This is a genomic window from Aliivibrio sp. 1S175, assembly GCF_001690985.1.
Taxonomy (GTDB): domain Bacteria; phylum Pseudomonadota; class Gammaproteobacteria; order Enterobacterales; family Vibrionaceae; genus Aliivibrio.
Genome location: NZ_MAJS01000079.1, coordinates 579,086 through 605,416, shown reverse-complemented (window position 1 = coordinate 605,416; position 26,331 = coordinate 579,086). Strand labels below are relative to the sequence as shown.

At 38.5% G+C, this 26,331-nt stretch carries 22 protein-coding genes and 1 pseudogene; 11 read left to right on the top strand and 12 right to left on the bottom strand.

The window, feature by feature from the left end:
- Nucleotides 1-8 precede the first annotated feature (8 nt).
- On the top strand, nucleotides 9-626 hold the full coding sequence (gene hflD / locus A6E06_RS18030) for a high frequency lysogenization protein HflD (protein ID WP_065593737.1): 618 nt from the start codon (nucleotides 9-11) through the stop codon (nucleotides 624-626).
- Nucleotides 627-696: 70 nt separating this feature from the next.
- Complete coding sequence (gene purB / locus A6E06_RS18025) at nucleotides 697-2,067, top strand: adenylosuccinate lyase (protein ID WP_065593738.1); 1,371 nt, start codon at nucleotides 697-699, stop codon at nucleotides 2,065-2,067.
- A gap of 122 nt (nucleotides 2,068-2,189) precedes the next feature.
- On the opposite strand, the gene A6E06_RS18020 is transcribed toward purB, so the two are convergent.
- Nucleotides 2,190-2,618 carry a hypothetical protein gene (locus tag A6E06_RS18020; protein ID WP_065593739.1) on the bottom strand — a complete coding sequence of 143 codons (429 nt, stop codon included), beginning with the start codon at nucleotides 2,616-2,618 and terminating at the stop codon, nucleotides 2,190-2,192.
- Nucleotides 2,619-2,852: 234 nt separating this feature from the next.
- On the opposite strand from A6E06_RS18020, the gene A6E06_RS18015 reads away from it, so the two are divergent.
- Both A6E06_RS18015 and A6E06_RS18010 read left to right on the top strand, forming a co-directional pair.
- On the top strand, nucleotides 2,853-4,946 hold the full coding sequence (locus A6E06_RS18015) for a methyl-accepting chemotaxis protein (protein ID WP_065593740.1): 2,094 nt from the start codon (nucleotides 2,853-2,855) through the stop codon (nucleotides 4,944-4,946).
- Between the two features lie 736 nt (nucleotides 4,947-5,682).
- Nucleotides 5,683-6,879, top strand: a complete 1,197-nt coding sequence (locus tag A6E06_RS18010) for a DEAD/DEAH box helicase (protein ID WP_065593741.1) — start codon at nucleotides 5,683-5,685, stop codon at nucleotides 6,877-6,879.
- Nucleotides 6,880-6,970: 91 nt separating this feature from the next.
- Here the strand turns inward: A6E06_RS18010 and A6E06_RS18005 are convergent, their stop codons facing one another.
- From A6E06_RS18005 to A6E06_RS17995, 3 genes and pseudogenes are all read right to left on the bottom strand, one after another.
- The gene (locus A6E06_RS18005) at nucleotides 6,971-7,855 is read right to left on the bottom strand and encodes a patatin-like phospholipase family protein (RefSeq protein ID WP_065593742.1); all 885 of its coding nucleotides are present in this window, start codon (nucleotides 7,853-7,855) and stop codon (nucleotides 6,971-6,973) included.
- A 41-nt stretch (nucleotides 7,856-7,896) separates the two neighbouring features.
- Nucleotides 7,897-8,367: a Cys-tRNA(Pro) deacylase gene (gene ybaK / locus A6E06_RS18000; protein ID WP_065593743.1), complete on the bottom strand. Its 471-nt coding sequence runs from the start codon at nucleotides 8,365-8,367 to the stop codon at nucleotides 7,897-7,899.
- Nucleotides 8,368-8,408: 41 nt separating this feature from the next.
- Nucleotides 8,409-9,005, bottom strand: a pseudogene (locus tag A6E06_RS17995) (response regulator); the annotation flags it as partial.
- A gap of 554 nt (nucleotides 9,006-9,559) precedes the next feature.
- On the opposite strand from A6E06_RS17995, the gene A6E06_RS17990 reads away from it, so the two are divergent.
- Both A6E06_RS17990 and A6E06_RS17985 read left to right on the top strand, forming a co-directional pair.
- Entirely contained in the window at nucleotides 9,560-11,314 is a 1,755-nt protein-coding gene (locus A6E06_RS17990) for a formate--tetrahydrofolate ligase (protein WP_065593744.1), read from the top strand.
- 103 nt (nucleotides 11,315-11,417) lie between these two features.
- Nucleotides 11,418-11,918 (top strand): YfbU family protein, encoded by a 501-nt coding sequence (locus tag A6E06_RS17985; RefSeq protein ID WP_065593745.1) that lies wholly within the window; start codon nucleotides 11,418-11,420, stop codon nucleotides 11,916-11,918.
- 201 nt (nucleotides 11,919-12,119) lie between these two features.
- Here A6E06_RS17985 and A6E06_RS17980 read toward each other — a convergent pair whose 3' ends face one another.
- Nucleotides 12,120-13,181 (bottom strand): porin, encoded by a 1,062-nt coding sequence (locus A6E06_RS17980; protein WP_065593746.1) that lies wholly within the window; start codon nucleotides 13,179-13,181, stop codon nucleotides 12,120-12,122.
- 498 nt (nucleotides 13,182-13,679) lie between these two features.
- Here A6E06_RS17980 and rlmA point away from each other — a divergent pair, with 498 nt between their 5' ends.
- Nucleotides 13,680-14,492 carry a 23S rRNA (guanine(745)-N(1))-methyltransferase gene (gene rlmA, locus A6E06_RS17975; RefSeq protein ID WP_065593747.1) on the top strand — a complete coding sequence of 271 codons (813 nt, stop codon included), beginning with the start codon at nucleotides 13,680-13,682 and terminating at the stop codon, nucleotides 14,490-14,492.
- Nucleotides 14,493-14,533: 41 nt separating this feature from the next.
- Here rlmA and clcA read toward each other — a convergent pair whose 3' ends face one another.
- Both clcA and lpxM read right to left on the bottom strand, forming a co-directional pair.
- Nucleotides 14,534-15,970, bottom strand: coding sequence for a H(+)/Cl(-) exchange transporter ClcA (gene clcA, locus A6E06_RS17970; RefSeq protein WP_065593748.1), 1,437 nt, complete (start codon nucleotides 15,968-15,970; stop codon nucleotides 14,534-14,536).
- Between the two features lie 238 nt (nucleotides 15,971-16,208).
- On the bottom strand, nucleotides 16,209-17,150 hold the full coding sequence (lpxM, locus tag A6E06_RS17965; protein WP_065593749.1) for a lauroyl-Kdo(2)-lipid IV(A) myristoyltransferase: 942 nt from the start codon (nucleotides 17,148-17,150) through the stop codon (nucleotides 16,209-16,211).
- Between the two features lie 78 nt (nucleotides 17,151-17,228).
- On the opposite strand from lpxM, the gene A6E06_RS17960 reads away from it, so the two are divergent.
- The gene (locus A6E06_RS17960) at nucleotides 17,229-17,654 is read left to right on the top strand and encodes an HIT domain-containing protein (protein WP_065593750.1); all 426 of its coding nucleotides are present in this window, start codon (nucleotides 17,229-17,231) and stop codon (nucleotides 17,652-17,654) included.
- An 82-nt stretch (nucleotides 17,655-17,736) separates the two neighbouring features.
- Here the strand turns inward: A6E06_RS17960 and A6E06_RS17955 are convergent, their stop codons facing one another.
- Together A6E06_RS17955 and A6E06_RS17950 are read right to left on the bottom strand one after the other, a co-directional pair.
- Nucleotides 17,737-17,997 carry a YfcL family protein gene (locus A6E06_RS17955; protein WP_065593751.1) on the bottom strand — a complete coding sequence of 87 codons (261 nt, stop codon included), beginning with the start codon at nucleotides 17,995-17,997 and terminating at the stop codon, nucleotides 17,737-17,739.
- A gap of 7 nt (nucleotides 17,998-18,004) precedes the next feature.
- Nucleotides 18,005-18,535, bottom strand: coding sequence for an elongation factor P hydroxylase (locus tag A6E06_RS17950; protein WP_065593752.1), 531 nt, complete (start codon nucleotides 18,533-18,535; stop codon nucleotides 18,005-18,007).
- A gap of 268 nt (nucleotides 18,536-18,803) precedes the next feature.
- Between A6E06_RS17950 and A6E06_RS17945 the strand changes: the two genes are divergently transcribed.
- The gene (locus tag A6E06_RS17945) at nucleotides 18,804-19,442 is read left to right on the top strand and encodes a trimeric intracellular cation channel family protein (RefSeq protein WP_065593753.1); all 639 of its coding nucleotides are present in this window, start codon (nucleotides 18,804-18,806) and stop codon (nucleotides 19,440-19,442) included.
- A 184-nt stretch (nucleotides 19,443-19,626) separates the two neighbouring features.
- Here A6E06_RS17945 and aroC read toward each other — a convergent pair whose 3' ends face one another.
- Together aroC and prmB are read right to left on the bottom strand one after the other, a co-directional pair.
- Nucleotides 19,627-20,712, bottom strand: a complete 1,086-nt coding sequence (aroC, locus tag A6E06_RS17940) for a chorismate synthase (RefSeq protein ID WP_065593754.1) — start codon at nucleotides 20,710-20,712, stop codon at nucleotides 19,627-19,629.
- Nucleotides 20,713-21,280: 568 nt separating this feature from the next.
- Nucleotides 21,281-22,213: a 50S ribosomal protein L3 N(5)-glutamine methyltransferase gene (gene prmB, locus A6E06_RS17935; RefSeq protein WP_065593755.1), complete on the bottom strand. Its 933-nt coding sequence runs from the start codon at nucleotides 22,211-22,213 to the stop codon at nucleotides 21,281-21,283.
- A gap of 52 nt (nucleotides 22,214-22,265) precedes the next feature.
- Between prmB and smrB the strand changes: the two genes are divergently transcribed.
- Nucleotides 22,266-22,799: an endonuclease SmrB gene (gene smrB, locus A6E06_RS17930; protein WP_065593756.1), complete on the top strand. Its 534-nt coding sequence runs from the start codon at nucleotides 22,266-22,268 to the stop codon at nucleotides 22,797-22,799.
- 76 nt (nucleotides 22,800-22,875) lie between these two features.
- Here smrB and sixA read toward each other — a convergent pair whose 3' ends face one another.
- Entirely contained in the window at nucleotides 22,876-23,346 is a 471-nt protein-coding gene (sixA, locus tag A6E06_RS17925; protein WP_065593757.1) for a phosphohistidine phosphatase SixA, read from the bottom strand.
- A 167-nt stretch (nucleotides 23,347-23,513) separates the two neighbouring features.
- Between sixA and A6E06_RS17920 the strand changes: the two genes are divergently transcribed.
- Nucleotides 23,514-26,291 carry an insulinase family protein gene (locus tag A6E06_RS17920; RefSeq protein WP_065593758.1) on the top strand — a complete coding sequence of 926 codons (2,778 nt, stop codon included), beginning with the start codon at nucleotides 23,514-23,516 and terminating at the stop codon, nucleotides 26,289-26,291.
- The last annotated feature ends 40 nt before the right edge of the window (nucleotides 26,292-26,331 follow it).

Below are 26,331 nucleotides of genomic sequence, written 5' to 3'. Positions count from 1 at the left end.
AAACAAGCGTGGCTAACACTTTATTTGACAGAACCATTGCATTTGCTGGCATTTGCCAAGCGGCAAGCTTAGTACAAAAAATGGCGAAAGATGGACACTGTGATCAAGCTGCGTTTGATACTGCGATTCAATCTATTTTAGAAACCAATCCAAATAATACCGTTGCAGTCTATGGCAGCGAAGCCAATTTGCGCATTGGTTTAGAATGTCTAGTTCGAGATTTTGATAACACGCCGGCAGGCAGTGAATTAACTCGTTACTTAATCAGTTTAATGGCGTTAGAACGCAAGCTTGCTGGCCATCGCGATGGCATGAGTAAGCTTGGTGAACGTATCAGTACGATTGAACGCCAACTTGAACATTTTGACATTCATGACGAACAAATGCTTAGTAACATTGCCAGTATTTATTTAGATGTAATCAGTCCTATGGGACCTCGCATTCAAGTCACTGGCACACCTGCAATCTTACAGCAATCAATGACACAGCATAAAGTGCGTTCTTTGTTACTTTCAGGTATTCGCTCTGCTGTATTATGGCGTCAAACGGGTGGCAAACGTCGTCACTTAATTTTTGGCCGTAAGAAAATGGTAGAGCAAGCAAAAATTATTTTAGCTCGAATTTAAAAAATTAAAGCCTACTTGATTTACAGGTAGGCTTTATCCTTTAACCTTTACACATATCTAGGAGATTCACATGGAATTGTCAGCATTAACTGCTGTTTCACCTGTAGACGGTCGCTACGGAAGTAAAACAATTTCTTTACGCAGCATCTTTAGTGAGTACGGCTTACTGAAGTACCGCACTGTTGTTGAAGTTCGTTGGCTTCAAAAATTAGCAGCTACGCAATCGATTGCGGAAGTGGCTACATTAAGCGCAGAAGCGAATCAATTCTTAGATAACATCGCTGCAAACTTCAGCGAAGAAGACGCTATGCGCATCAAAGACATTGAGCGCACTACAAACCACGACGTAAAAGCAGTTGAATACTTCTTAAAAGAAAAAGTTGCTGATGTTCCTGAGCTTCACGCTATCAATGAATTTATTCACTTTGCTTGTACTTCAGAAGACATCAACAATACGTCTCACGCTCTTATGCTTAAAGAAGCACGTGACACTATCGTTCTTCCTGAAATCCGTAACGTTATCGATGCAATCAAAGCATTAGCGAACGAATACCGTGACATTCCTCTTCTTTCTCGTACACACGGTCAGCCAGCTTCTCCATCAACAATGGGTAAAGAAATGGCGAACGTTGCGTACCGTATGGAACGTCAATACAAGCAAATCGAAAACGTTGAAATCCTAGCAAAAATCAACGGCGCTGTAGGTAACTATAACGCTCACCTTTCTGCTTACCCAGAGGTTGATTGGCATGCATTCAGCGAAGAGTTCATCACTGAATCTCTAGGCGTTAACTGGAACCCGTACACAACTCAAATCGAACCGCATGATTACATTGCAGAACTATTTGATGCGATTGCACGTTTCAATACTATCCTTCTTGATTTTGACCGTGACGTTTGGGGCTACATTGCTCTTGGTCACTTCAAACAAAAAACGATTGCGGGTGAAATCGGCTCTTCAACGATGCCGCATAAAGTTAACCCAATCGATTTTGAAAACTCAGAAGGTAACCTAGGTCTTGCTAACGCAATCTTTAATCACCTATCTCAAAAACTGCCTGTATCTCGCTGGCAGCGTGACCTAACTGACTCAACGGTTCTTCGTAACCTAGGTGTTGGTTGTGGCTACGCTATCATTGCATACACGTCGACTCTAAAAGGCATTAGCAAATTAGAGATCAACCGTGCAGCACTTGAAGCTGAACTAGATAAAAACTGGGAAGTTCTTGCAGAACCAGTACAAACTGTTATGCGTCGTTACGGCATCGAGAAGCCATACGAGAAACTAAAAGAACTGACTCGTGGTAAGCGTATCGACGGCGAAGGCATGCGTGCATTCATCGACGGTTTAGACATCCCTGCAGATGAGAAAGTTCGTCTAAAAGAGATGACGCCAGCAAACTACATAGGTCAAGCTATCGAGTTAACTGACAAGCTGTAATCTTCACGGTTATTGTTAACCAGATAGATTAACAAGCACTAAAAAGCCCTGTATCACACTTATAAACAGTGAGATTACAGGGCTTTTTTATGCGTAATTTACTACTCATTAAATAGATAGAATTACATTACACATTCTTGCATTTCTTGTGCACGTTCTACGCCTTTCTCAATCAAAGATTGCGCTTCTTCATTTGAAATACTTGATAATACTTTATCTAAAAGTTTGTCTGCCGTAGATTCAGATGAGGCTTCAACTAAGCAACTATACGCATTAGAGATGTGCTCTTTGATTTCAACTAAAGCTTCAGGATTACTATAATCAGCATTAAGTGCTTCATCAATTGATTCTGCAAATTCAGAAGCCGAATCTGCGGCATCACCAAATTGTTCAATATTCAACACACTCAGATCTACTGATTCTAATTTCGATTGAGCCATATCTACTGCTTTATTGGCCGCATCTTGTGCTTTATCAATCGCTTCACTTGCATCATCACAACCAACCAAAGCAACAGTAAATAGCAAAGGCACAAATAGTTTTTTGTTCATTTTTTTCTCACTATAAAATTATAAATATCACCAAAACAGACTAACAGAAAACGAATAAAATAAGAGAGTTAGCATGTATCTAAGTATGAATATACAAGTATAAATCATCGCTTGTGAAGCCAATGTGAACAAGGCGATTAAATAATACGATTAATATCCATATTTAATTAAGGATTAGCTGACTTCAGTCGATAAGTAATTCTATAAAATTACGTTCATCAAATCAGAGACATTATGTTTAAATCTATAAAAACACGTATAGCAGTTAGTGCAGGCCTTGCCATATTTATTACATTAAGTACGGCCATGTTGTTTACCACTATCTCTTATAACAATGTAAATGATGAGATAACTCAACATGTATCAGACCAGCTTGCCGATAACATTGATTACAAACTATTGTCTATTGCTAACCAGCAAAGTGCAGAGCTAAACGGACTTTTTTCTCCGGTTATTAGTAATTTAAAACAACTAAAATCATTACTAGAACTATCAAACCAACATAAAGCAAATTCCAGTCTTCTTATTGAACAATTCACGTCTTCATTGAAAATTCAAAATGACAGTGTGTTTGCTGGCTACATGGTATGGGAACAAGGCCAATTCATTAAAGATGATTCTGAGCTTACTCAAAAAGCATTAAATAAAGACGGTATTTTATCTCCATTCTTTTCACCAACAGACTCTAGTTTTGAAGCGTTAGGCATGGCCAGCTTCAGTAATACTGCTCTAAACAATAATGGGGAACGTATTGATGAATGGCACTTAGCACCGTTCGAGTCTGGTAAAAGCTTTGTAATGGAACCTTACTATTACAATGTAAGAGGTAACCAAGAGCTGATTACTACGATTAGTTTGCCATTAGTAGCAAATAAAGAAATTATTGGTTCTCTTGGCTATGACTGGTCAATCAAAAGCTTTCAACAAATTAGCCAGCAAGCCGCTCAAGCCATTGGCGTACCTAATGCTGTTGTTTCTATCGCGTCATGGAACGGGACCTTATTATCTTTCAGTCAAGATGAAAGTGTCGTCGGCCAAAAAGTAAAAGATGATTTTGCTCAAAACTGGACTCAAATCCAAAAAGAAGCAAAAACAAACAAGCCATTCTTAAAAGACATTGGTCGATTCAAAACAGCCATCGCAACCATTAATACAGGTTCAAAGCCTTGGATTGTCATGGTATCTATTCCCGCAGAAACATTACAAAAAGAAATTACTGATTTTAATTCATTAAGCTCTCAGCTAAGTGATAATGCACTTTCTAATGGCTTGTTGAGTGGCTTAATATCGTCAATTATCGGGATTGTTATTATCTTTATTTTAGCAAAACAGATTGGCGCCTCTTTAAGCAATCTAACGTCTCGTTTTGAAAATATCGCTCAAGGCGATGGTGACTTAACTCAACGTATTGAAGTCACCTCTAAAGATGAAATTGGTCAACTGGCTTTCTGGTTCAATACCTTTATCGAAAAGGTGCAAAATACGCTTCATAATGCAAAAGATACCGCCGAATTAGTCTCTCAATCATCAATGAATACCATGGCTGAAACTGAGAAATCACAAATTAAGCTACAAAATCAAGTAAATGAAGTCACTCAATTAGCGACGGCTATTAATGAAATGAGTGCAACAGCTCAAGAGGTTGCTTCTTCTGCATTACAAGCAGCAACTGCTGCAAGTCAAATTCAAGTAAGCAGTGAAGAAGGTCAAAAAATAATGAACAATGCGGCGGCTTCTGTTGAAGAATTGGCGCAATTCATTAATGAAGCTCAAGAACAAGTGGTGAACCTAGCGGCATCAAGTAATGACATTCAAAAAATTCTGACTGAAATTGGTGGCATTGCAGAACAAACAAATTTATTAGCATTAAACGCGGCAATTGAAGCGGCTCGTGCTGGTGAGCAAGGACGTGGTTTTGCAGTTGTTGCCGATGAAGTTCGTAACCTAGCAAGCCGAACACAAAGCTCAACTCAAGAAATAAATAACATGCTTGTAATACTGCAACAAAATACTCAAAGTATTGTGACGGTAATGGATAATAGCCAGAAACAAGCATTATCAACCAAAGAAGAGACTGAAATTGCACAAGAAAACCTGAAAGAGATCAGTTCTGCTATTTTGGTTGCCAATGATATGAATAATCAAATCGCTTCTGCGGCAGAAGAACAAAGCTCGGTTTCAGAAGAGATTAATCGCAACGTAACCAGCATAAATGAAGCGGCTAATGATGTTCTTGCAGATATGCATATTTCATTAAAAGACACAGAGGCACTTACCCAAGAGAGTCATTCATTAACTAAAAAGTTGAGTGAATTTAAAACTCAATAATCCAAAGTGAAATAACATAACATCTAATAACCTCAAGCCATGCAATATCTTATTGCATGGTTTTTTTTGACTTATGAATATTGCCATGAACTTTATGAACAAAAAAAACTTTATGTTCTAAATACCCATTATGTGGTTCTGTCGCATCTTGGAATTAGAATGTAGAAACACCTATCCCCAGATAGGTGTTAGACCGCTAGGGAGTAAAATTGCTCCCAAATCGGCATATCTCCAGCATTTTTCATCTGACCTTTGCGAAGTATCTGCCATAGCTCCATACCAACGGACCGCCATTAGAATAGTGGCGGAAGGAAACTGTTTGTTGGCGAAATTCAGGGACATCGGGGATCTCAAAATAGATAAAGGAGTTCGTCAAAACGGGTGATAATGGTAAGAATTGCTATTTATTGAGCACCAAGATGCGACAGAACCAGAGAACTTACGTAGAGCTTTGATGATCAGTGATGGTGAACTGAGTTTCTTATGGGTACGTCCATCACCTTTTCCTTCACCGTTATCGCCGTTGTCGTTGTCCTGCTCCCAATGGTACTTACCTTCATCAACAAGGTGATACGCCCTAGGATGGCAATAAAATCATAGTCACTATAAATACACACCAATTAACAAACGGTTATAAACATACACCGATGCTGAAATGGCGTTGGTGTTTTTCCCCTGCTGCCATTTCTTTTTTTCATGCTACAATCCCCTTCTATTCATATATCTGAGATTTCACATGCCATTTTCCAAACTTGGGTTAAGCGATCCAATTTTAAAAGCCATCGACGAATTGGGTTACCAAGCGCCTACGCCAATTCAACAAAAAGCGATTCCCGTTGCGCTTACCGGAAAAAACTTAATTGCTGCTGCGCAAACTGGTACAGGTAAAACCGCCAGCTTTGTATTACCAATTTTAGAAATACTCAGCGAAAACCCAACTAAAGTGCGAGCAAAACGTATTCGCGCACTTATTTTGACACCCACTCGCGAATTAGCGATCCAAGTTGAAGAAAACATTCAACAATACAGCAAGTATATCGATATCAGCTCTCTTGCTATGTATGGTGGTGTTGATTACAAGAACCAAAAAGAACGTCTAATCGAAGGCGTTGATGTTCTGGTTGCTACACCTGGTCGTCTTTTGGATATGTACACTCAACGTGCTATTCATTTTGATGAAATTGAAATCCTAGTCTTAGATGAAGCAGATAGAATGCTAGACATGGGTTTCATTGAAGACATCAATAAAATCATCGAGCGTTTACCATTAGATCGTCAAAACATGCTGTTCTCAGCAACCTTGTCTGATCAAGTTCGTTTCTTAGCGAAAACGGCGGTAAATAATCCGATTGAGATTTCGATTTCACCAAAAACGACATCTGCACCACAAATTGATCAATGGTTAATTACGGTAGATAAAGATAAAAAATCGGCACTGCTTAGTCACTTAATTACAGATAATGAGTGGGACCAAGCGCTTATCTTTATTGAGACTAAACACGGTGCAGCTAAATTAGTAGGCCAATTAGAAAAACGTGGTATTACAGCAGAAGCATTCCACAGTGGTCGCAGCCAAGACGCTCGCGCCAAGGTACTGAATGACTTTAAAGAAGGCAAACTAAAATATTTAGTTGCCACTGGCATTGCTGCTCGTGGTATTGATATTGATGATCTAACCCGTGTTATAAACTACGATTTACCTTTCCCTGCTGACGATTATGTTCACCGTATTGGTCGTACTGGTCGTGCAGGAGCTAAAGGTGAAGCGATCTCATTTGTTTCTCGAGATGATTTTAAAAACTTGTGCATGATTGAAAAACGTCTTGGACACTTAATTGTGCGTAAAGAAATCCTAGGATTTGAACCAAAGAAAGACGTGCCAATTTCAATTTTGAACTTTAAGCCAGAAAGAAAGCCAGCACCAAAGTTCTAACCACAGCTTTCGTTAAAAAACGCCCATACTTTTACTAGAAAGAGAAGTGAAAAGTATGGGCGTTTTATATCTATCTGTTGATTAAGAAGATTTATAACAGATGTTTTAATGCTTTCTCTGCTCTTTCGTACCCTAAGTCGATCATCTCAGCAGTACGTTCAAACTCAAAGGTTCCACACGCATCTCTTGCTATTTCAACCGTAATATCCGGCGGATAAGCTGCGAGCTTTTGTCTTGCAATGGTACTCTGCATCGCATCAAATGCTTGATTTGCAATGTCGTACATACCTAAATCAATTCTTGATGTTTTTGCGGTTAAAGAACCAAAATAATCACTGACTTTTCGATGAAAAGGCATTTCTTCTTCTGATTCATCATCTGAAATATAAGTTTGAACTTCGTTAAAGCCATCGAGCTTATAAGTAAGTTCACCCGCAAGATTTACCGCTAAAGTAATATCTGAATGGTCTCCAAAAGTTGGGGCAATAGGCACTGGATTTAGTACTCCACCATCAATTAATGTTTTTCCATTCAATTCAATGGGCATTAAATATAAGGGTAATGAAATAGACGCTCGTATCGCTTGTAATAAGGGACCTTTTTGTAACCAAACTTCTTTCTCATTACTGATATCAGCAGCGACAGCAGTGTAAGGGATAGCAAGATCTTCAATGTTTAAATCACCTAGAATATGTCCTAAACGATTCATGACTTTCTCACCTTTAATTAATCCACCTTTACCCCAGTTAAAATCCATTAAAGAGACAATGTCGAGTTTAGTTACCGTTCGCATCCAAGCTTCAAATTCATCTAGCTTTCCTGCCGCATACACCCCACCAATAACAGTACCAATTGAACAACTGGATACAGAGACAATCTCAAAATCATGTTCTTCTAACCAACGAATGACACCAATATGAGCAAGCCCTCTTGCTCCACCACTGCCTAAAACCAATGATACTGTCTTTTTACTCACAATCCCTCTCCCTGCCAAATAATATCCATACGTCCTAAATATTATTCCGCTTTAATATCCATAAATTGAGCGTTTAACACTTGTTGTAACTCTTTGGGTGCAAGACCTATATCTAGACCTCTTTTACCACCACTGACATACATGGTTTGATGCAATTCAGCACTAATATCAATCACCGTTTTTAAGCGTTTCTTTTGCCCTATAGGGCTAACTCCGCCCATCACATACCCTGTTGTTTTTTGTACTAGTGTAGGATCCGCCATCTTGGCTTTTTTACCACCCGCAGCTTTAGCAATTAATTTCATACTCAAATGAGCCGCGACAGGAATAATCCCGACGACCAATTCTTTTTCATCAACTTGAACGACTAACGTTTTAAATACCTCTTCATGAGGTAAACCTAATTTTTCTGCCGCTTCTAACCCATACGCTTGCGCTTTCGGATCATGATGGTACTCAAGCACCTGATGTTCTATTTTTGCTTTTTTTAATAGTTTCGTTGCTGGTGTCATTAATGTGTTACCTTTAAAAACAAACCTATCATTTAACTGCTTTATACTTTAATACTATTCTGCGTTTTAAAATAGGTGCGCTCTGGTCGTCCAACACTGCCATAAGACAAGTCTGCACTCAATTCTCCAGAGCTGATAAGAGATTCTAAATAACGACGAGCGGTGGTTCGACTTGCGCCAATTAACTCACCTGCTTGATCCGCCGTTAACTGATTTTTATTAACAAATAACTGACGCACCTTTTCAAGAGTTACGTCATCAATGCCTTTCGGTAACCTTGATATGGTTGCTGAGCTAGTGGAATTCAACATAGCATCTACCATGGATTGATCAATATCAACTCAATTTGTAAATTGTTGTTTTTGACTTAAGTATTTATTTATTGATTCTTCTAATCGACTAAAAATCACAGGCTTCAATAAATAATCTATCACACCACCACGCATCGCTTCTTGCAGCGTATTCACATTTCTGTCTGCCGTAATTAAGATCACATCGGGTGATGATTCTTTTTGACGTAATTGTCGTAATATATCAAGGCCATTGCCATCAGGAAGATAAATATCTAACAACACTAAATCAGGATTTAATACATCAAATAAGATCATTGCCTCTTCTTTACTCGCCGAAATTCCGATGTCATCTTCTACAATAACAATGCGATCTTTGATGGGATCTGTAATACGAATGCCCTCTTTGTTTCCCACAACGATAAACGCGGCGCCAATGAAAGAGCGTAATCGTTCTATTTTATCTTCAATCAAACGTGGGGAGTTTTTCTCTACTGCTTCCATGACTATTGGCGATTGAGCAAGAAACCGAGCAATCCCTAATGCTTTATCCCCACAGTCTTGCGACTCCCAGCACTTAACATATAAAAACGCACAGATAGATAAAAGGAGAAATTTTACGATCCCAGAGATGGTCATCACTGCTAACAATCGACGTCGAAAACTTAAATCACGCCAAGACATAAATTCCTCATTTTTCTTATAAAGCCCACAAATAAAAACCATCACAAGCCATTAACCTATTCTTAAACCTTGTTCATACTCTTGATCACACCTTATAAATATTTTCATCAATTCCATAGTAAATTAGGGGAATTGATTCAATATAGACCTATTTATGTGGTATAAAGCAAACGCTTCTTTTCTGATGTTTTAACTCTTTCCTAAAGGTTCCCGTTATTATGAAAAGCGATATTGATATCTGCCAAACTGCGACACTTATAAGAATGAAAACGATTGCGTCCAACTTAGGCCTGCATGATGATGACATTACGCCACAAGGTCGCTATAAAGCGAAAGTCAATATTGATGCCTTAAAACACCTTGAAGATAAACCAAGTGGAAAACTGATTTTGGTTACCGCAATCACTCCAACCCCTCTTGGTGAAGGAAAAACGGTAACAACCATTGGCCTTGCTCAAGGCTTAGCTAAATTAGGGGAATCGGTCAGCGCTTGTATTCGTCAGCCTTCAATGGGCCCCGTATTTGGAGTAAAAGGCGGTGCCGCGGGTGGTGGTTATAGCCAAGTCGCTCCAATGGAAGAGTTAAACTTGCACCTAACTGGTGACATTCATGCGATTACTGCCGCTCACAACTTAGCCTCTGCAGCTATTGATGCTCGAATTTACCATGAGCAACGCCTAGGCTATGAAGTCTTCGCTAAAAAAAATGACCTCCCAGCATTACGAATTGATCCAACACAAGTGGTTTGGAAACGAGTAATGGATCATAACGATCGAGCACTGCGTATGGTGACGATTGGTAAAAATGAAGACGATAAAACCATTAATGGTTATGAACGTGAAGACGGTTTTGATATTACCGCCGCTTCGGAATTAATGGCAATACTGGCTTTGGCGAGCGATCTTCAAGATTTACGTCAACGCATAGGTCGCATTGTTGTCGCATATAATCTTGATGGTGAACCAGTAACAACCGAAGATCTACAAGTGGCTGGCGCAATGACGGTCACCATGAAGTTTGCGATTAATCCAACCTTAATGCAGACATTAGAAGGTGTTCCGACTTTTGTTCACTCAGGTCCTTTTGCTAACATCGCTCACGGTAACTCTTCTATTATCGCTGATAATATTGCCTTAAAACTGACTGATTACACCGTGACTGAAGGTGGATTTGGTTCAGATATGGGGTTAGAAAAAGCGTGTAATATAAAAGCAGCAGTCTCTAAAAAAGCACCAGACTGTGCCGTCCTAGTTGCGACATTGCGTGGTATTAAAGCCAACTCTGGCTTATTCCCATTATCACCTGGGCAAGCGTTACCAAAAGAGTTATTTGTACCAAATCAAGATGCATTAAATGCAGGATTAACTAATTTACAATGGCATATTGCTAACTGTGCTAAATATGGCTTACCTGTTGTCGTTGCTATAAATCGATTCCCTGAAGATACTCAAGAAGAGTTAGATTTCTTAAGAGATTGGGTCTCAACATTATCAAGCCATGTAAATGTTAATGTCGCCATCAGCGAAGCGTTTGTTAAAGGTGGTGAAGGTGCAATCGACCTAGCTAAAAAAGTGGTCTTAGCCTGTCAAAAAACCACAAAATTTACACCTTTATATACGTCTGAAATGAGTCTATTTGATAAATTAAATGCAGTCGCTATCGAAGGTTATGGTGCAGAATGCATTGAATTATCAAAAAAGGCACAACGACAATTAGAAAAATTCGAGCAATTAGGCTATAAAAACTTATCAGTATGCATGGCTAAAACGCCAGCCTCAATTTCTACTGATGGCAATATTAAAGGTGCACCGTCTGATTTTGTTGTACCCATTCGTGAACTTAAATTATGCGCAGGGGCAGGCTTTATTTACGCTTTATGTGGCAATGTTATGACGATGCCAGGCTTACCAGAAAAACCCGCATTCATGAATTTAGACATTGATAATGAGGGTAACATCACAGGATTAAGCTAAGATCACATTACTTAATGTAGATCATGTTCTATGTGTTACATTTACTGTTAATCTAGCTTCAACTTTTTATATAAATTTAAATAATAATTTTGAGGTTATCCTAATGGATATGACTAATGCTCAACGCCTAATCCTTTCAAACCAGTACTACTTAATGTCGCAAATGGATCCTGAAAATGCAGAGAAATACAAACGCCAACAACTAATCGTTGAACGTGGCTATGAACTGCAAATTCGTGAATTAGATAAAGATTTTGGTAGCATTACAGAAACTGAATGTCGTGAAATTATCGACTTCATGGAGATGTACCATGCAATGCAAGAATCTTACAACATGCTTATACCTGAGTGCCAAGCTAAAGTAGATGCGCGTCGTCTTCAATTTTTAGGTTTTGATATTGCAACTGAAGCACAACAAGTACATTACGTTCGCTTCTTAACAAGCTCTGAAGGTTTATATCTTCAATTTGATAAAGCAGACCACCACTTTAATAGCCAAATGCCTATGATGGACAAATACCGTCGTATGCTGACAACATGGCGTAACTGCCCACGTCAATACCACCTATGCTCAACGGAAATGGCGCAAATTTTTAACGCATAATCCAAACGGCATAAATAATCATTTGAATCCTCGCACTTGCGGGGATTTTTTATACCTACAATTCAATGTTTTTTCATTATGATTAAATAGAAAAAATCCTCACTGACAGATCAGTGAGGATTTTAGTTTTCTAACCTGATTGATAATTAACTAAGAATCCACCCTTATAGATTAACAGTAATATCAACATTGTTGGTCAGATTAGAATTCATAACGAAGACCTAAGTGGTAGTAATCTTCTTCTGCATCGTTCCAGCTCATCACATTGTTGCTAGGTAATGCTGCGTTTCCATTTTCGCCATTACGCATTACATAACTTGTGTAGATAGAAGAACGAGCCGTTAAGTGATACTGAAGTTCTAATGTTGTATCTTTATATTCACTTTCATCGCCACCGCTGTTTTCTAGAGCACGGTAACCAGCACGAGCTGTCCAATCATCATTAATGTTATATACCGCTGTTAATTCGTAGCTCTTATCCGTTGATTTACCTGCATAAACACCTTCAATTTCATCTTGGTTATACATAGCTCCAAGTGTTAATGCATTTAACTTATATTGAAGACCTGCACCCCAGAAAGTGTAATCTGCATCTGGATTAGTCGCATTTTCACCCGTACTGTTTGCTTGATATGCAACAATAGGAATTAACTGACCCGCATCACCCATATCAAAGGTATAACGACCTACCGCATTATAAGAACCATCTTGATCTGAATCTGAGTTACCTAAAATATACGCAACCGACATATCAAACGAACCAAAGCTGTTTTGATATTGAACAGTGCCATCTTGACGGAAAGTTTGTGCTGCTGAATTATCAATAAGCTCAAGTTGACGACCAATAAGAACATCAGATGCCGCAAATACATCACCTACATCAGAAAGCATAATGATGCCTGAAGCAACACGACCAAAGGTTACTTTACCGTATTCAGAACCATCGATACCTGCCCATACATAACGAGGAGTAAAGCTATTATCTGTACCACGTTGTTCAGCTGCACCTACTGAATACTCAGCCCAACCAATAACTGATACTTTATCGTTAACGACTTGAGAGCCACCTAAACCAATACGTGCATCGAAATTACCTACCGCATCGCCATCTTCACCCATACCAGCACGGTCTGTAATATTAAAACCTAAACGGCTGTATACATCGATTGTCGAACCATCTTCTGCTGTATGTACTGTTGCTGCAGATGCTGAACCGGCCATTAGAAGTGCTGGTACTGCTAGTGCTAAAAGTGTCTTTTTCATGTTATACGCCCTATATTTTTGAACTTATTTTGGTTTAGCTGTTCTACTGTTTAGACGCCAAACTCAAGAATACTTGTAATCCATACATGTTTATCTGAATCCGTTGAGACAAATCATGCCCTATTAATTCGCTTTGAAAAATAAAGCGTATTCATAGTTTGACCAAGTTCAAAAACAGCCTTTATAAAAAAATATAAATACATAATTTTCAAAAGGTTAAGATGTAAATATCAATATTAAAATTTACCTTTTCACATATAGAAACATGTTAGATCACATTTTTCTAGACTATTATTAACAATAAAAGTGATATTGATCACTATCGCTTGATAACAAAAAAGGTCTTGTTATGTTCTATTAGAGGCTAAATTTGAAGGGTGTCACATTATTTATTTCGAGATGAAAAATTAATAGACGGATAGATTTTTTATTAGAGGGTCTTTTTATTCTAGAAATGAAGAAGTACACTGCTTCCCTCATCTAATTTCAGGTCTGGTTATGTCGTATCAATGCCCTTTATGCCAACACGAATTGTTCTTTGCCAACAACCAATACCGTTGTGAAAACAACCATCAGTTTGATAACGCAAAAGAAGGTTATGTAAACTTGATGCCAGTTCATCATAAGCGTTCTAAAAATCCGGGCGATAATAAAGAAATGATGCAAGCAAGACGTGCATTTCTTGAAGCAGGCCATTACCAACCAATGCAACAACAAGTTGCTGACTTATGTGAAAGTTATATCACTGAGGACAATTCAAGCCTGTTAGATATAGGCTGTGGTGAAGGTTATTACACCTCAAAGATTGCTGAGCAGTTGAACGATAAAAATACAGCCGTCTTTGGATTAGACATTTCAAAAGTAGCGATTAAGTACGCAGCTAAACGCTATCTCAATTGCCAATTCAGTGTTGCTTCTAGCCACCGTTTACCTTTTTCAGATCAAAGTTTAAATGGCATAGTTAGAATTTATGCGCCATGTAAAGCCGAAGAACTGAGTCGTACGATTAAAAATTCTGGGCATTTATTTACAGTCACACCAGCAAGCCACCATTTATACCAACTACGTGAAGGTGTTTATGGTGATGTTCGCTTACACGATGAAGCATCAGAAGAAATAACTGGCTTTGAACTTATTGAAGAGAAAAAATTAACTTACAATATGCAGTTGAACGGACTTGAGGCGTTACATTTATTAGATATGACGCCTTTTGCTTGGAAAGCAACAGCAGAGTACAAATCAGAGCTAAAAGAAAAAGCCTTTTTTGATTGCAAAGCTGATTTCATGATCAGAGTTTATAAGAAAATATAACGCCACAATAAGGCCATCTGAATAATGTTGATTCAGATGGTTTATTTGTTTTCAGTATTTGCGTTAGCAACAGCTTGATCAACTTTTTGTAACCCACTGTCTTCTGCTCTCAATTCTTTATCTTTAAGTAAAGACTGTTTCAATAGTGCAGAGTACAAAGGCTGACCACCAAGTGCTTGAGCAATAAAAGTGGCACCTAACGTTGTGACGAGTAAAGGTAATATTAGTTGGTAATTATTCGTCATCTCTACCACAAGAATAACGCCAGTCACTGGAGCTCTCACTGTCGCAGCAAATAAGGCCCCCATACCCGCAATAGCATAAACACCTGGATCTGAAACCCATTCAGGGAACCATGCCGCCATCACAACACCAAAAGATAAACCAAGTAGTGTTCCTAACGCTAGCATAGGCGCAAAGATCCCACCGGGAGCTCCTGACGAGAAACACGCTACCGTAACTATAATTCGTAGTGCAAAGAAGCCAACCATTACCATCCATGCCATAGGGCTATAAAACATCTCAGTGATGATTTCCATGCCGCTGCCAGATAAATTTGGTATGTACAAATGCAATAAGGCAAATGTACCGCCAAACGCAGCTCCCATTAACACAATGCGAGCCAATTTATTTTGGTGATACGCCTTTACTTTACTTGTCCCTTTTAAGATCCATTTATTGAAATTAACACCAATAATTCCAAATAAAATGCCTAAAATAGCAAACAGAAGTAGAGAACGAAGGGGTGGAACATCAAAACTTGGTATCGTAAGAAATGCTTCTTGACCATGAAGAGATCGCATAACAATAGTTGCAACAGCAGTCGCTAACGTTACACACTTAATAGAGGTAATATTATAACGAAATTGAGGGCGCATCTCTTCAACGACAAAAAGGATCCCCGCTAACGGTGCATTAAATGCCGCAGCCAAACCAGCGGCAGCCCCTGCCGCTGTTAATATATGAGAAGAATGACTAAATCGCTTACCTTTACTTGCAATCATTTGCCCCACAGCCCCACCAATTTGAATTGATGGTCCTTCGCGGCCAAGTACCATACCTGAGCCAATGGTTAACGTACCTGCAATAAACTTAACCGGTAACACTCTAGCCCAACGAATAACATGCGTCCCGTCTAATGCTCCTTCAATATGAGGAATACCACTACCCGCGGTTTCTGGTGCAAACCTAAAAGTAAGCCAAAACCCTGCGGCAGCCATTGCTGCACCTGCAAGAACGGCAGCTACGGGCGCTAAATATTCAGAATAAGGGAAGGTATGTATGAAGTGTAATCGTTGTTCTGAAATTAAACGAATTGATGCTTCAAATAATGCAACGACAGAACCAGCAATGCCACCAACTAACGCTGATAAAAAAAGCAATGCATAGTAATCAGTTTGTGTTGTTAAAAACTTAGGAGTAGTACGATGCTTAAGCATCCCACCTTGAAAGAAGCGAAAATTTGGCGATTTTGGCATTTATCAAATCAACTTAGCACTAAAGAGCATTATCAGTATTAATCGGATGGAACTCACAAATAATTATACGCTCCGTAATTGAATAGACCCTAACCATTTGTAAAAACTTAGATTGATTAAATGACCAAGATCGACCTTTGATATAAATCAAAGAAATAATTTAAACTTAGAATAAAAAAGCCCACTGCATTTATTTAATGCAATGGGCTTAATCAAGAATAGATAGAGCAAAGCTTACTTAATAAAGACGGCTACCATCTGGACGAGAACGTAATAAGTTTAAAACCCACATATATTGCTCAGGACGCTCTGTTACTAATTGTTCAATCGCAATATTCATCGCTCTTGCATCCTGCTCTTCATCACCAGAAGGAAAATCAGCAATGGCCGGTAATGTAATGATCTCAAACTGCCCTGTTTCCGCATTATACGACGGTAACATTGGAACTACTTTTGCCTTAGACAAACGAGCTAACTTACCAAACCCTTTAAGAGTCGCTTTCTGAGTTGCAAAAAACGGGACAAAAACACTGTTCTGAGGTCCATGATCTTCATCTGGTAAATAGTAAGCTAAGTACCCTTCTCTAATCGCTTTGATTAACGGCTTAATCCCTGCACTTCGAGCGTATATTTTACCGCCATATTGCATACGTTGAACGTGCATCAACCAATCAGTGATTGGGTTCTTTTGTGGTTTCATCATGGTTGTTACATGATAGCCACGAGAAGCTAATAAGATCGCAGGGAAATCAATAGCCCATGCATGTGGTGCTAAAATAATGATGTTTTCTTTTTGTTCAAGTAATGGAAAAAGATTCTCTCCCCCAACAAAAATACCACGATTTTCATTATGTTTACGACTTCTAACAATCAACTCAGAAAAACCAAGCATCACCTGGGCACCTGTAATGTAGGTTTTTTCAAGTAATTCCCGTTGTTCTTGCTCTGATTTTTCAGGAAAGCAAGTGGCTATATTTAACTTAGCTCGTTTAATGCCGCCACTTGGTTTTTTAAGAACTAATTTAACAATTTTTGCCGCGAGCTTATCGCGTAATCGAAAAGGAACAAACGCTAAAATAATAGCAAAAGCTATCCCTAACCACGTAGGCCAATATCTTGGGTGTAGAAATGCCCATTGAAAAGTTGGGTTATAAACGTTTTTATCGACTTTTTTACTCATGAATAGATTCACTTATTCTTCATTATAAGCTGATTATGATATAACAAAGCATTGCTGATAGAAACCAAGGAAATGATAATGGCTTTTCAATTACACTCACGTTTACAACAAGATTGCATTGTTTTAGGTAATCTACCTTTATGCCAGGTTTTATTAATTAAAGAAGACATAGGGCCTTGGTTAATTTTAGTTCCTCGTCTAGAAGATCTAAAAGAAATCCATCACATGAACGCAGAGCAACAACATCAGTTTATTAAAGAATCAAGTGCGGTTGCTCAATTATTAGAAGATACGTTTACACCGGATAAAATTAATATTGGGGCATTAGGGAATTTAGTCCCTCAATTACATATTCACCATATCGCTCGCTTTACTCATGATATTGCATGGCCAGGGCCTGTATGGGGAAATACCAATGGTGTCATTAGAGAACAATCAGAGCAAACCTCTTTAGTTTATTTACTTCGAGATAAATTAGACGCACTATCAGGCTTTAAGCGCTAACCTCCATCACTATATTTAAATATTATATAAAAAAGGCAGACCTCAATGGGCCTGCCTTTTGCAGTTTTGATGATCATCAATACTATGCGTTTTGCAACTCATCCCATAGATCAGCAACAACAATTCGGTCTGCTGGAGATAATTCAGACTTAGCCGCATCTAAACTGTCATTGATATGTACTTTCAATACTTCAACATCATTGATGCTTTGCTCTTCACATTTAGCTACTGACAATGAAATATGCCCACGTAAGTAACCACCCGCAAATAACTCATCATCTGATGCTGTTTCAATACGAGCATCAATAAGTTCAAGCATTTTTTCTTCAAATTCAATGATCATTTTTTTCCTATTGGACAATAAATTGTTCTTTAGTTAATGGTGTAATCTGATAAAAATTACGTAATGCAGTAGAGAGCATCTCAACTCGTAATGGTAGCCCCGTATCTAGAATTCCCATCACCTCATTATGTACTTTAGTCATGAATGCTAAACGATCTGGTTCAAAATCGCCATTTAAGTTATCACAACTCACATTAAATTTTAGTCCTGCACTTAATGATAAAATCCATTCATACGCTTGTGGGCGGATTTCAACTTTTTCAAACTCAGATTGAACTTGCTCTGTTCGACCGTCAGGTTCATACCAATAACCAAAATCTTCTAATAATCGACGTTCTGGTCCAGCGACACACCAATGTGCAATTTCATGCATTCCTGATTGATAAAAACCACGAGCAAAGATAATGCGATGATAATCAAATTCGCTATCGGCAGGTAAATAAATAGGTTCATCGCCACCCAATACAAGTTGTGTATTAAAAGAACCTTGAAAAGTAGCGTTGAAAATAGACATTAAATCTTGGTATTGATGAGACATACGACAAGCTTAGCAATAATAAAGAGGGGCCTATTCTACCTTAAGCACCAATAAAGACCTATCTAGATAAATTATTTTTATCTTCTGTTTCAAAATTATCCTTTATCTGTAAATTCACTTAATCACGCTAGAGCACTTGGATAAATCACATAAGTAAATCTAATCCGAAAAACATCGGAATAGTTTTTTTCATTCGTCATTATAGGTTTAATCCCATAAAATCCTTGCCTTATTATTTCGCCAACATGACATGAAACGGTATTAGAAAATGTTATTAACAATTCTTTATATTATAGGGATCACAGCAGAAGCAATGACAGGCGCATTAGCTGCTGGTAAGAAAAAAATGGATTGGTTTGGTGTGATGCTAGTAGCGAGTGCAACGGCTATTGGCGGCGGTACGGTACGTGATATTTTATTAGGTCATTACCCTATTGGTTGGGTGAAAAACCCACAATTCCTTGTCATTACCTGTATTGCTGGTGTGTTGACGACATGGATTGGCCCATGGGTTGCAAAAAACCATCGATTCTTTGTTTTTTTAGATGCTATCGGCTTAATTGTATTTAGTATTATCGGCTCTCAAGTCGCATTAGATATGGGACTTCACCCGCTGATCTGTGTTGTTTCTGCCATTGTCACTGGCGTATTTGGTGGTTTATTGCGTGATCTTTTCTGCCGTCAAATGCCGATGGTATTACATAAAGAATTATACGCGTCAATTTCACTCCTATCTGCTGTGTTATACATAGGTTTATTACACCTTGGTGTTGATGAGTTAATAACCACCGTAATCACCATTGTTATTGGTTTTTCTGCTCGTATGGCAGCCGTGAAATTTGGTTGGTGTTTACCGGTATTTCATTTGGATATTACCGAAGATCAGCCAGAAAGTATTAAGAAGTGATGAACGTTAAAGGAACTAGGGACGAGATCTTAGGGGCTAGGAAGAGCTAAACATCAAATACAAACAGAAAGAGCCAGATCTAATGTAACTTCAATCTGGCTCTTTTTATTTATGTCTATTAATAGTAGAGGAAGATTCTTCCGCTCTTAACTCGTCCCTAAAAACTAGTCCCTATCTCCTACCACTAAATCTTAGGCGTTTCCGTTTGTACACCGAAGTTCTGTCCACGATGACGAACTAAATGATCCATGACAACAATCGCAAGCATTGCCTCAGCAATAGGAACGGCACGAATACCTACACATGGATCATGACGACCTTTCGTAATTAATTCTGTTTTTTCACCGCTACGTGTAATTGTTTCACCCGGAACCGTAATGCTTGATGTTGGTTTCAATGCAATATGAGCAATAATATCTTGCCCTGATGATATTCCACCTAAAACACCACCAGCATGATTAGAACTAAAACCTTCAGGCGTTAATGGATCCCGATGTTCAGAGCCACGTTGTTGAACAACCTCGAAACCATCACCAATCTCAACACCTTTAACGGCATTAATCCCCATTAGGGCATGAGCAATATCAGCATCTAAACGATCAAATACAGGTTCACCTAAACCAACAGGAACACCTTGAGCAACCACTGTGATTTTCGCACCAATTGAATCACCTTCTTTTTTCAACTTACGGATAAGCTCATCAAAAGCATCAACTTTGCTTGCATCTGGACAGAAAAAGGCATTGTTCTCGATTTCATTCCAATCCACAGAATCAATCGACACGTCCCCCATTTGTGATAAATAAGCACGGATCTCAATACCAAATTCTTGTTGTAGGTATTTTTTAGCCACGGCACCCGCCGCAACACGCATTGCGGTTTCACGAGCAGATGAACGGCCACCGCCACGGTAATCACGTTGTCCATACTTTTGATGGTAGGTATAGTCTGCATGTCCCGGACGGAACTTATCTTTAATTTCAGAATAGTCTTTAGAGCGTTGATCGGTATTTTCAATCAACAAGCCAATTGATGTGCCTGTTGTTTTACCTTCAAATACCCCAGATAAAATTTTAACTTCATCGGCTTCACGGCGCTGAGTCGTATATTTTGATGTCCCTGGTTTACGGCGATCTAAATCAATCTGCAGATCAGCTTCCGTTAATTCCAAACCAGGAGGACAGCCATCAACAATGCAGCCTAATGCTAAGCCATGACTTTCACCAAACGTTGTTACTCGAAAATGTTGTCCAATAGAGTTTCCAGCCATTACTTCCTCTGTAAATGTTGTTGATTAGTCATATACAACAAGACTAATAATCAATTCTTAATAAATCCATATTGTCTTGAATCGCTTTAAGAGTAAACCCCTAGTCTGTGTTTATCTGTACTCTTTCTCGATTACAGCTAACCTCTTTTTCTTCCATATAATAAAAAGCGGCAATATGTGACCTTTACAATATAAATAATGTGAAGGATTACACTAAAAACAATAAATCGAATAATGAGACCGATTAAAAAATATTGAGGGGGAAAATTTAAATCATTATATTCCCACTTATTTAGTATCGCTCACGATAAATCTATCAGTAAGGGGAAGGCTCAGTTAAGTTGGCACTAATCCTGCTTTGTTTATAGCAAATAAAAAGGGAGCCATTTTGTGAAATTATTTCATTTAATAAAAAGAATGTTTAATCAAGACAGCAGTGAAAAAAAGCAAGCTAAGTTGCGTGAAAGATTAGATTTTGCCATGTCACAAACAAAAGAATATTAAGATATAGGCACAAAAAAGCCCGATATCACTATCAGGCTCATTATTATTCGATAACGCTTAATCATTAATCTCGGTAAAGAGAAAACTCTTCAGCACAATCAAGAAGCTGTTGTTTAGTTAACATGAATACACCATGTCCACCTTCAGCAAACTCAATCCAAGTAAATGGAATTTCTGGGTATTGTTCCATCATATGAACCATAGAGTTCCCAACTTCACAGATCAAGAAGCCTTCATCTGTTAAGTAATCAGGCGCATTTGCAAGAATACGACGAACCAATTTCAAGCCATCAGATCCAGCAGCTAAACCTAATGCAGGTTCGTGCTCAAACTCTTCTGGTAAACTGTTCATGTCTTCTTCATCCACATACGGTGGGTTAGACACAATGAAATTGTACTGATCTTTAGGAATATCACGTAAAAGATCTGAACGCATAGGGAACACTTGTTGCTCCATGCCGTGATCTTGAACATTCTGCTCTGCAACCATCAACGCGTCAGTCGAGATATCAATCGCATCAACTTCTGCATTTGGGAATGCATGTGCACACGCGATAGCGATACAACCACTGCCCGTACAAAGATCCATAATGCGAGTTGGTTCTTCTTTTAACCACGGTTCGAACTGTGTTTCAATCAATTCCGCAATTGGTGAACGAGGGACAAGTACGCGTTCATCAACAAAGAATTCAAGACCACAAAACCATGCTTTATTTGTTAAATAAGCGGTTGGTATACGTTCGTTAATACGACGAACCACACGCTCAACAATACGTAAACGTTCTGTTGATGTTAAACGTGATTCACGTACGTGTGCAGGAACATCAATCGGTAAATAAAGAGTAGGAAGAACTAATTGAACAGCCTCATCCCATGCATTATCAGTACCGTGACCATAAAAAAGGCCCGCAGCATTAAAACGACTTACCGTCCAACGCAACATATCCTGTAACGTATGAAGCTCAGAAACGGCCTCTTCTACAAAAATCTTATCCAAAATTGCCCCCAAAACAAGTTATAATACTGCTGTTAATTATTGGAATTTAAAAATGAGCAAAAACGACCACCTATCAGATGACGAACTTTCGCTGTTCCGTGAAGCAGTACAAGGCTCTAAAAAGTTGCAACAGGATACCATAATCCATCAACCGAGTAAGAACTTTAGCGAACAACAAAAGCAAAGAAAATCATTAAAAGAAGGGAAAAATGAAGAGTTTTTCTTTTCTGACGAATTTGTCCCTCTTTTAGATGAAGAAGGCCCTGTTCGTTATGCCCGTGATGGCGTATCAAAATATGAAGTAAAACGTCTCAGACGTGGTGTATATGTGCCTGATGTCTTTTTAGATATGCATGGTATGAAGCAAGATGAGGCAAAGCGAGAATTAGGTTCCATGATCGCCTATTGCCTAAAAGAGAACGTCTCTTGTGCCAGTATAATGCATGGCATCGGAAAGCATATTCTTAAAAAGAAAGTGCCTCTTTGGTTAGCTCAACACCCAGATGTGATGGCTTTTCATCAAGCGCCTTTAGAGTTTGGTGGTGCTGGAGCCATTTTAGTTCTACTTTCTATCCCCGATCGATAAAAACAAAAAAGATCCCGACAAGTACACAAAACTTGGGGATCTTTTTTATTGAGTATTACTTTTCCAATCGCTTTACCTATGGTTGCTGCAACCACAAAAAGTTACTTTTCCCTGTAGTATGAGAGAATTCAACACAAGAAATAGCTGAAGTAGGAAACATCGGAGGCATAATACCCGGAACAAAATCAGCCGTTAAATACCCAACCAACGGAAGGTGTGAAACAATGAGAATATTCTCAACCTCTTTTACGCTGCCTAATGCCTTTACATATTCGATAACGTCATCCGAATCACCATAAGGGGTTATTTCATCAGAAATCTCAACCTTAGCATCTGCTACATTCAAAATCGGTTTGATTGTATTCCACGTTTGTTGAGCTCGAATATAGGGACTCACCAAAACATAATCAAACGTAACACCATGCGCCGCCATCAACCATTGAGCAATTTTTGCTGATTGACTCTCACCATGTGGGGTTAAATTACGTTCTTCATCAGAAGCGGCATACGCTTCTGCTTCACCGTGACGCATTATGAATACTTTCATTTATTCATTCTCAAAATCATTACTAACCTCACAATAGTAGCAAGCAAAACCAAAAAGAGGAAAGAGAGAGTTTGCTACTCTGTGGGTTCAGCGCCATAATTAAAAAAATAAATATAAAAATAAGGGTGAAAACACCACCCCTCTATGCCTTCAAACAGGAGCACCCTGTGCATATCAGCCCAAATGATAAAAAAAAATATCGATTCATTGAACTCGATAACAAGCTGCCAATATTACTTATTCAAGATGATGCAGCGCCTCGCTCTTCTGCTGCTCTTTCGGTAAATGTTGGTCATTTTGATGATCCTGAACATCGACCAGGACTTGCTCATTTCTTAGAACACATGTTGTTTCTTGGTACTGAAAAATACCCAAAAGTCGGTGAATTTCACTCTTTTATTAATCAACAAGGCGGTTCAAATAACGCATGGACTGGAACCGAAAATACCACTTTCTTTTTTGAAATTTCTCACCATGCTTTTGAGGAAGGTTTAGACCGATTTGGGCAGTTTTTTTACGCTTCTCTATTTAATGAAGAAGCCGTAGATAAAGAAAGAAAAGCGGTAGATTCAGAATATAAATTAAAACTGAAAGACGATGTTCGTCGAATTTATCAAGTTCATAAAGAAACCGTCAATCAAGCCCATCCTTTTTCAAAATTTTCGGTTGGCAGCCTTGATACACTTGCAGATACAGAACATTCTTCTATCCGAGATGAGATGCTCGCGTTTTATCAACAACATTATTCAGCCGATTTAATGACGGCTGTTGTTCTTGGTAATCGCCCTCTTTGTGAGTTAGAACTGCTTGCAACTCAATCTTTTGGTTCTATTCCAAATCAAAACCTTGGTCATAAAGTCGTTGATGTACCTTATGTCACCGATAAAGAACAAGGCTGCTGGATAAATGTTGAGCCATTAAAAGAAGTACGTAAGCTGAGCTTAGCTTTTCACTTACCAAATCAAGACCGTCTCTATAAAACTAAACCTTTAAATTATCTTGGTCATCTATTGGGTTATGAAGGTGATGGCAGCCTAATGCTATACCTAAAAAAGTTAGGTTATATTAATTCATTAACCGCTGGGGGCGGTGTCAGTGGCAGTAATTTCAGAGAGTTCACACTTTCATATAATTTAACGGAAAAAGGGATAGATAAGACCGATGAAATTATCACTCTCACTTTCCAATATATTGAATTAATTAAGCAACAAGGGCTTGATGAATGGCGCTACAGTGAGAAAAAAGCCGTTTTAGAATCTGCTTTTCGCTTCCAAGAAAAAAGTAAACCTTTAGATTTAGTTAGCCATTTAGTAATGAATTTACAACGCTTCAATGCTGAAGATGTCATGTACGCTGATTACATGATGGACGGTTATCATGAACAACAAATTCATGATTTATTAGATTTATTCACTCCAGAGCAAATGCGAGTCACTTTAGTCGCGCAAGACTTAGAGTATGATCGTGAAGATAAGTGGTATCAAACCCCTTATTCTGTTCAGCCTCTTAGCCCTACACAAATCACGGCTTGGAATACGAAAGAGTTACACCCTGAATTACAGTTACCAGAAAAAAACCCATACATTTGTTACGATCTCGAACCTCAAGAACTAGAAGGGGTTACCGAATTTCCAATCTTAGTTGAAGACTTACCTGGATTTCGCTTGTGGCATAAGCAGGAAGAAGAATTTCACGTACCTAAAGGAATGGTTTACATTGCTATCGATAGCCCACATTCGATATCTGACCCTAGAAAAATAGTAAAGACGCGTCTATGTGTGGAAATGCTTATGGATGCGTTAAGTGAACAAACCTACCAAGCAGAAATTGCAGGAATGGGGTATAACCTTTATTGTCATCAAGGTGGTGTAACATTAACGCTATCGGGATTCAGTCAAAAACAACCATTGTTACTTGATGTCATTTTAACTCGCTTTATGACTCGAGAATTCAAGACTGAGCGATTTGAGTTCATTAAAAATCAACTAATTAGACATTGGAATAACGCTTCAAAAGAACGTCCAATATCGCAGCTATTTAATGCCTTATCAGGAATTTTACAGCCAAATAACCCCCCTTATCCTGTCCTTCTTGAAGCATTAGAAAGTATTGAGGTAGACGAACTGCCTAGCTTTGTTCAATCAATGTTTGCTGAATTACATGTTGAGATGTTTGTTTATGGTGATTGGTCAAAAGAGCAAGCGATTGATTTAGGAGATTCTCTGAAAAATGCATTACGCATGCAAAATCAAACGTATGAGGAATCTTTCCGCCCTCTCATTATGTTAGGTAATTCAGGTACATTCCAACGAGAGTTGTTTTGTGACCACTCAGATTCAGCCTTACTGGTTTATTACCAATCACCAAAAGAAGACCCTCAGAGTTTTGCTTTGTATACCTTAGCAAACCATTTAATGTCGGCGTCTTTCTTTCACGAAATACGAACAAAGCAACAACTTGGTTATATGGTGGGAACAGGAAACCTCCCACTAAATAAACATCCCGGATTAATCTTATACGTACAATCTCCAATGGCACCTCCTGCTATTTTATTAGATTCAATTGATGAATTTTTAAATGCTTTTTATATGGTGCTATTAGAGTTAAATGAAGCCCAATGGCAGAGCAGTAAACAAGGCTTAATTGATCAAATATCAGATCCAGACACCAATTTACGTGGCCGAGCACAGCGTTTTTGGGCCTGTATCGGTAATAAAGATCTTAATTTTGATCATAAAGAACGAGTAACCGAAGATCTTAAAGGTTTAACTCGTACTCAAATGCTACGTTTTGTGGTGGGAATATTGAAACCTAGAACCGCAAATCGATTAATCATGCATTGCCAAGGAACTGAGCACCAACAATATGATCGCCTTGATGTCGGGTTAGACATTGACTCTATTGATGAATTTCAACTTAGAGCAAAAGATGTGAATCTCGGATAACATTTTATTTATACCCGTGTCATTAAGTCGATGTTATAAA

Coding starts and splice junctions, on each gene's coding strand:
- purB (WP_065593738.1), top strand. CDS start 697: ATGGAATTGTCAGCATTAACTGCTGTTTCACCTGTAGACGGTCGCTAC.
- A6E06_RS18020 (WP_065593739.1), bottom strand. CDS start 2,618: ATGAACAAAAAACTATTTGTGCCTTTGCTATTTACTGTTGCTTTGGTT.
- A6E06_RS18015 (WP_065593740.1), top strand. CDS start 2,853: ATGTTTAAATCTATAAAAACACGTATAGCAGTTAGTGCAGGCCTTGCC.
- A6E06_RS18010 (WP_065593741.1), top strand. CDS start 5,683: ATGCCATTTTCCAAACTTGGGTTAAGCGATCCAATTTTAAAAGCCATC.
- ybaK (WP_065593743.1), bottom strand. CDS start 8,367: ATGACACCAGCAACGAAACTATTAAAAAAAGCAAAAATAGAACATCAG.
- A6E06_RS17990 (WP_065593744.1), top strand. CDS start 9,560: ATGAAAAGCGATATTGATATCTGCCAAACTGCGACACTTATAAGAATG.
- A6E06_RS17985 (WP_065593745.1), top strand. CDS start 11,418: ATGGATATGACTAATGCTCAACGCCTAATCCTTTCAAACCAGTACTAC.
- A6E06_RS17980 (WP_065593746.1), bottom strand. CDS start 13,181: ATGAAAAAGACACTTTTAGCACTAGCAGTACCAGCACTTCTAATGGCC.
- rlmA (WP_065593747.1), top strand. CDS start 13,680: ATGTCGTATCAATGCCCTTTATGCCAACACGAATTGTTCTTTGCCAAC.
- clcA (WP_065593748.1), bottom strand. CDS start 15,970: ATGCCAAAATCGCCAAATTTTCGCTTCTTTCAAGGTGGGATGCTTAAG.
- lpxM (WP_065593749.1), bottom strand. CDS start 17,150: ATGAGTAAAAAAGTCGATAAAAACGTTTATAACCCAACTTTTCAATGG.
- A6E06_RS17960 (WP_065593750.1), top strand. CDS start 17,229: ATGGCTTTTCAATTACACTCACGTTTACAACAAGATTGCATTGTTTTA.
- A6E06_RS17955 (WP_065593751.1), bottom strand. CDS start 17,997: ATGATCATTGAATTTGAAGAAAAAATGCTTGAACTTATTGATGCTCGT.
- A6E06_RS17950 (WP_065593752.1), bottom strand. CDS start 18,535: ATGTCTCATCAATACCAAGATTTAATGTCTATTTTCAACGCTACTTTT.
- A6E06_RS17945 (WP_065593753.1), top strand. CDS start 18,804: ATGTTATTAACAATTCTTTATATTATAGGGATCACAGCAGAAGCAATG.
- aroC (WP_065593754.1), bottom strand. CDS start 20,712: ATGGCTGGAAACTCTATTGGACAACATTTTCGAGTAACAACGTTTGGT.
- smrB (WP_065593756.1), top strand. CDS start 22,266: ATGAGCAAAAACGACCACCTATCAGATGACGAACTTTCGCTGTTCCGT.
- sixA (WP_065593757.1), bottom strand. CDS start 23,346: ATGAAAGTATTCATAATGCGTCACGGTGAAGCAGAAGCGTATGCCGCT.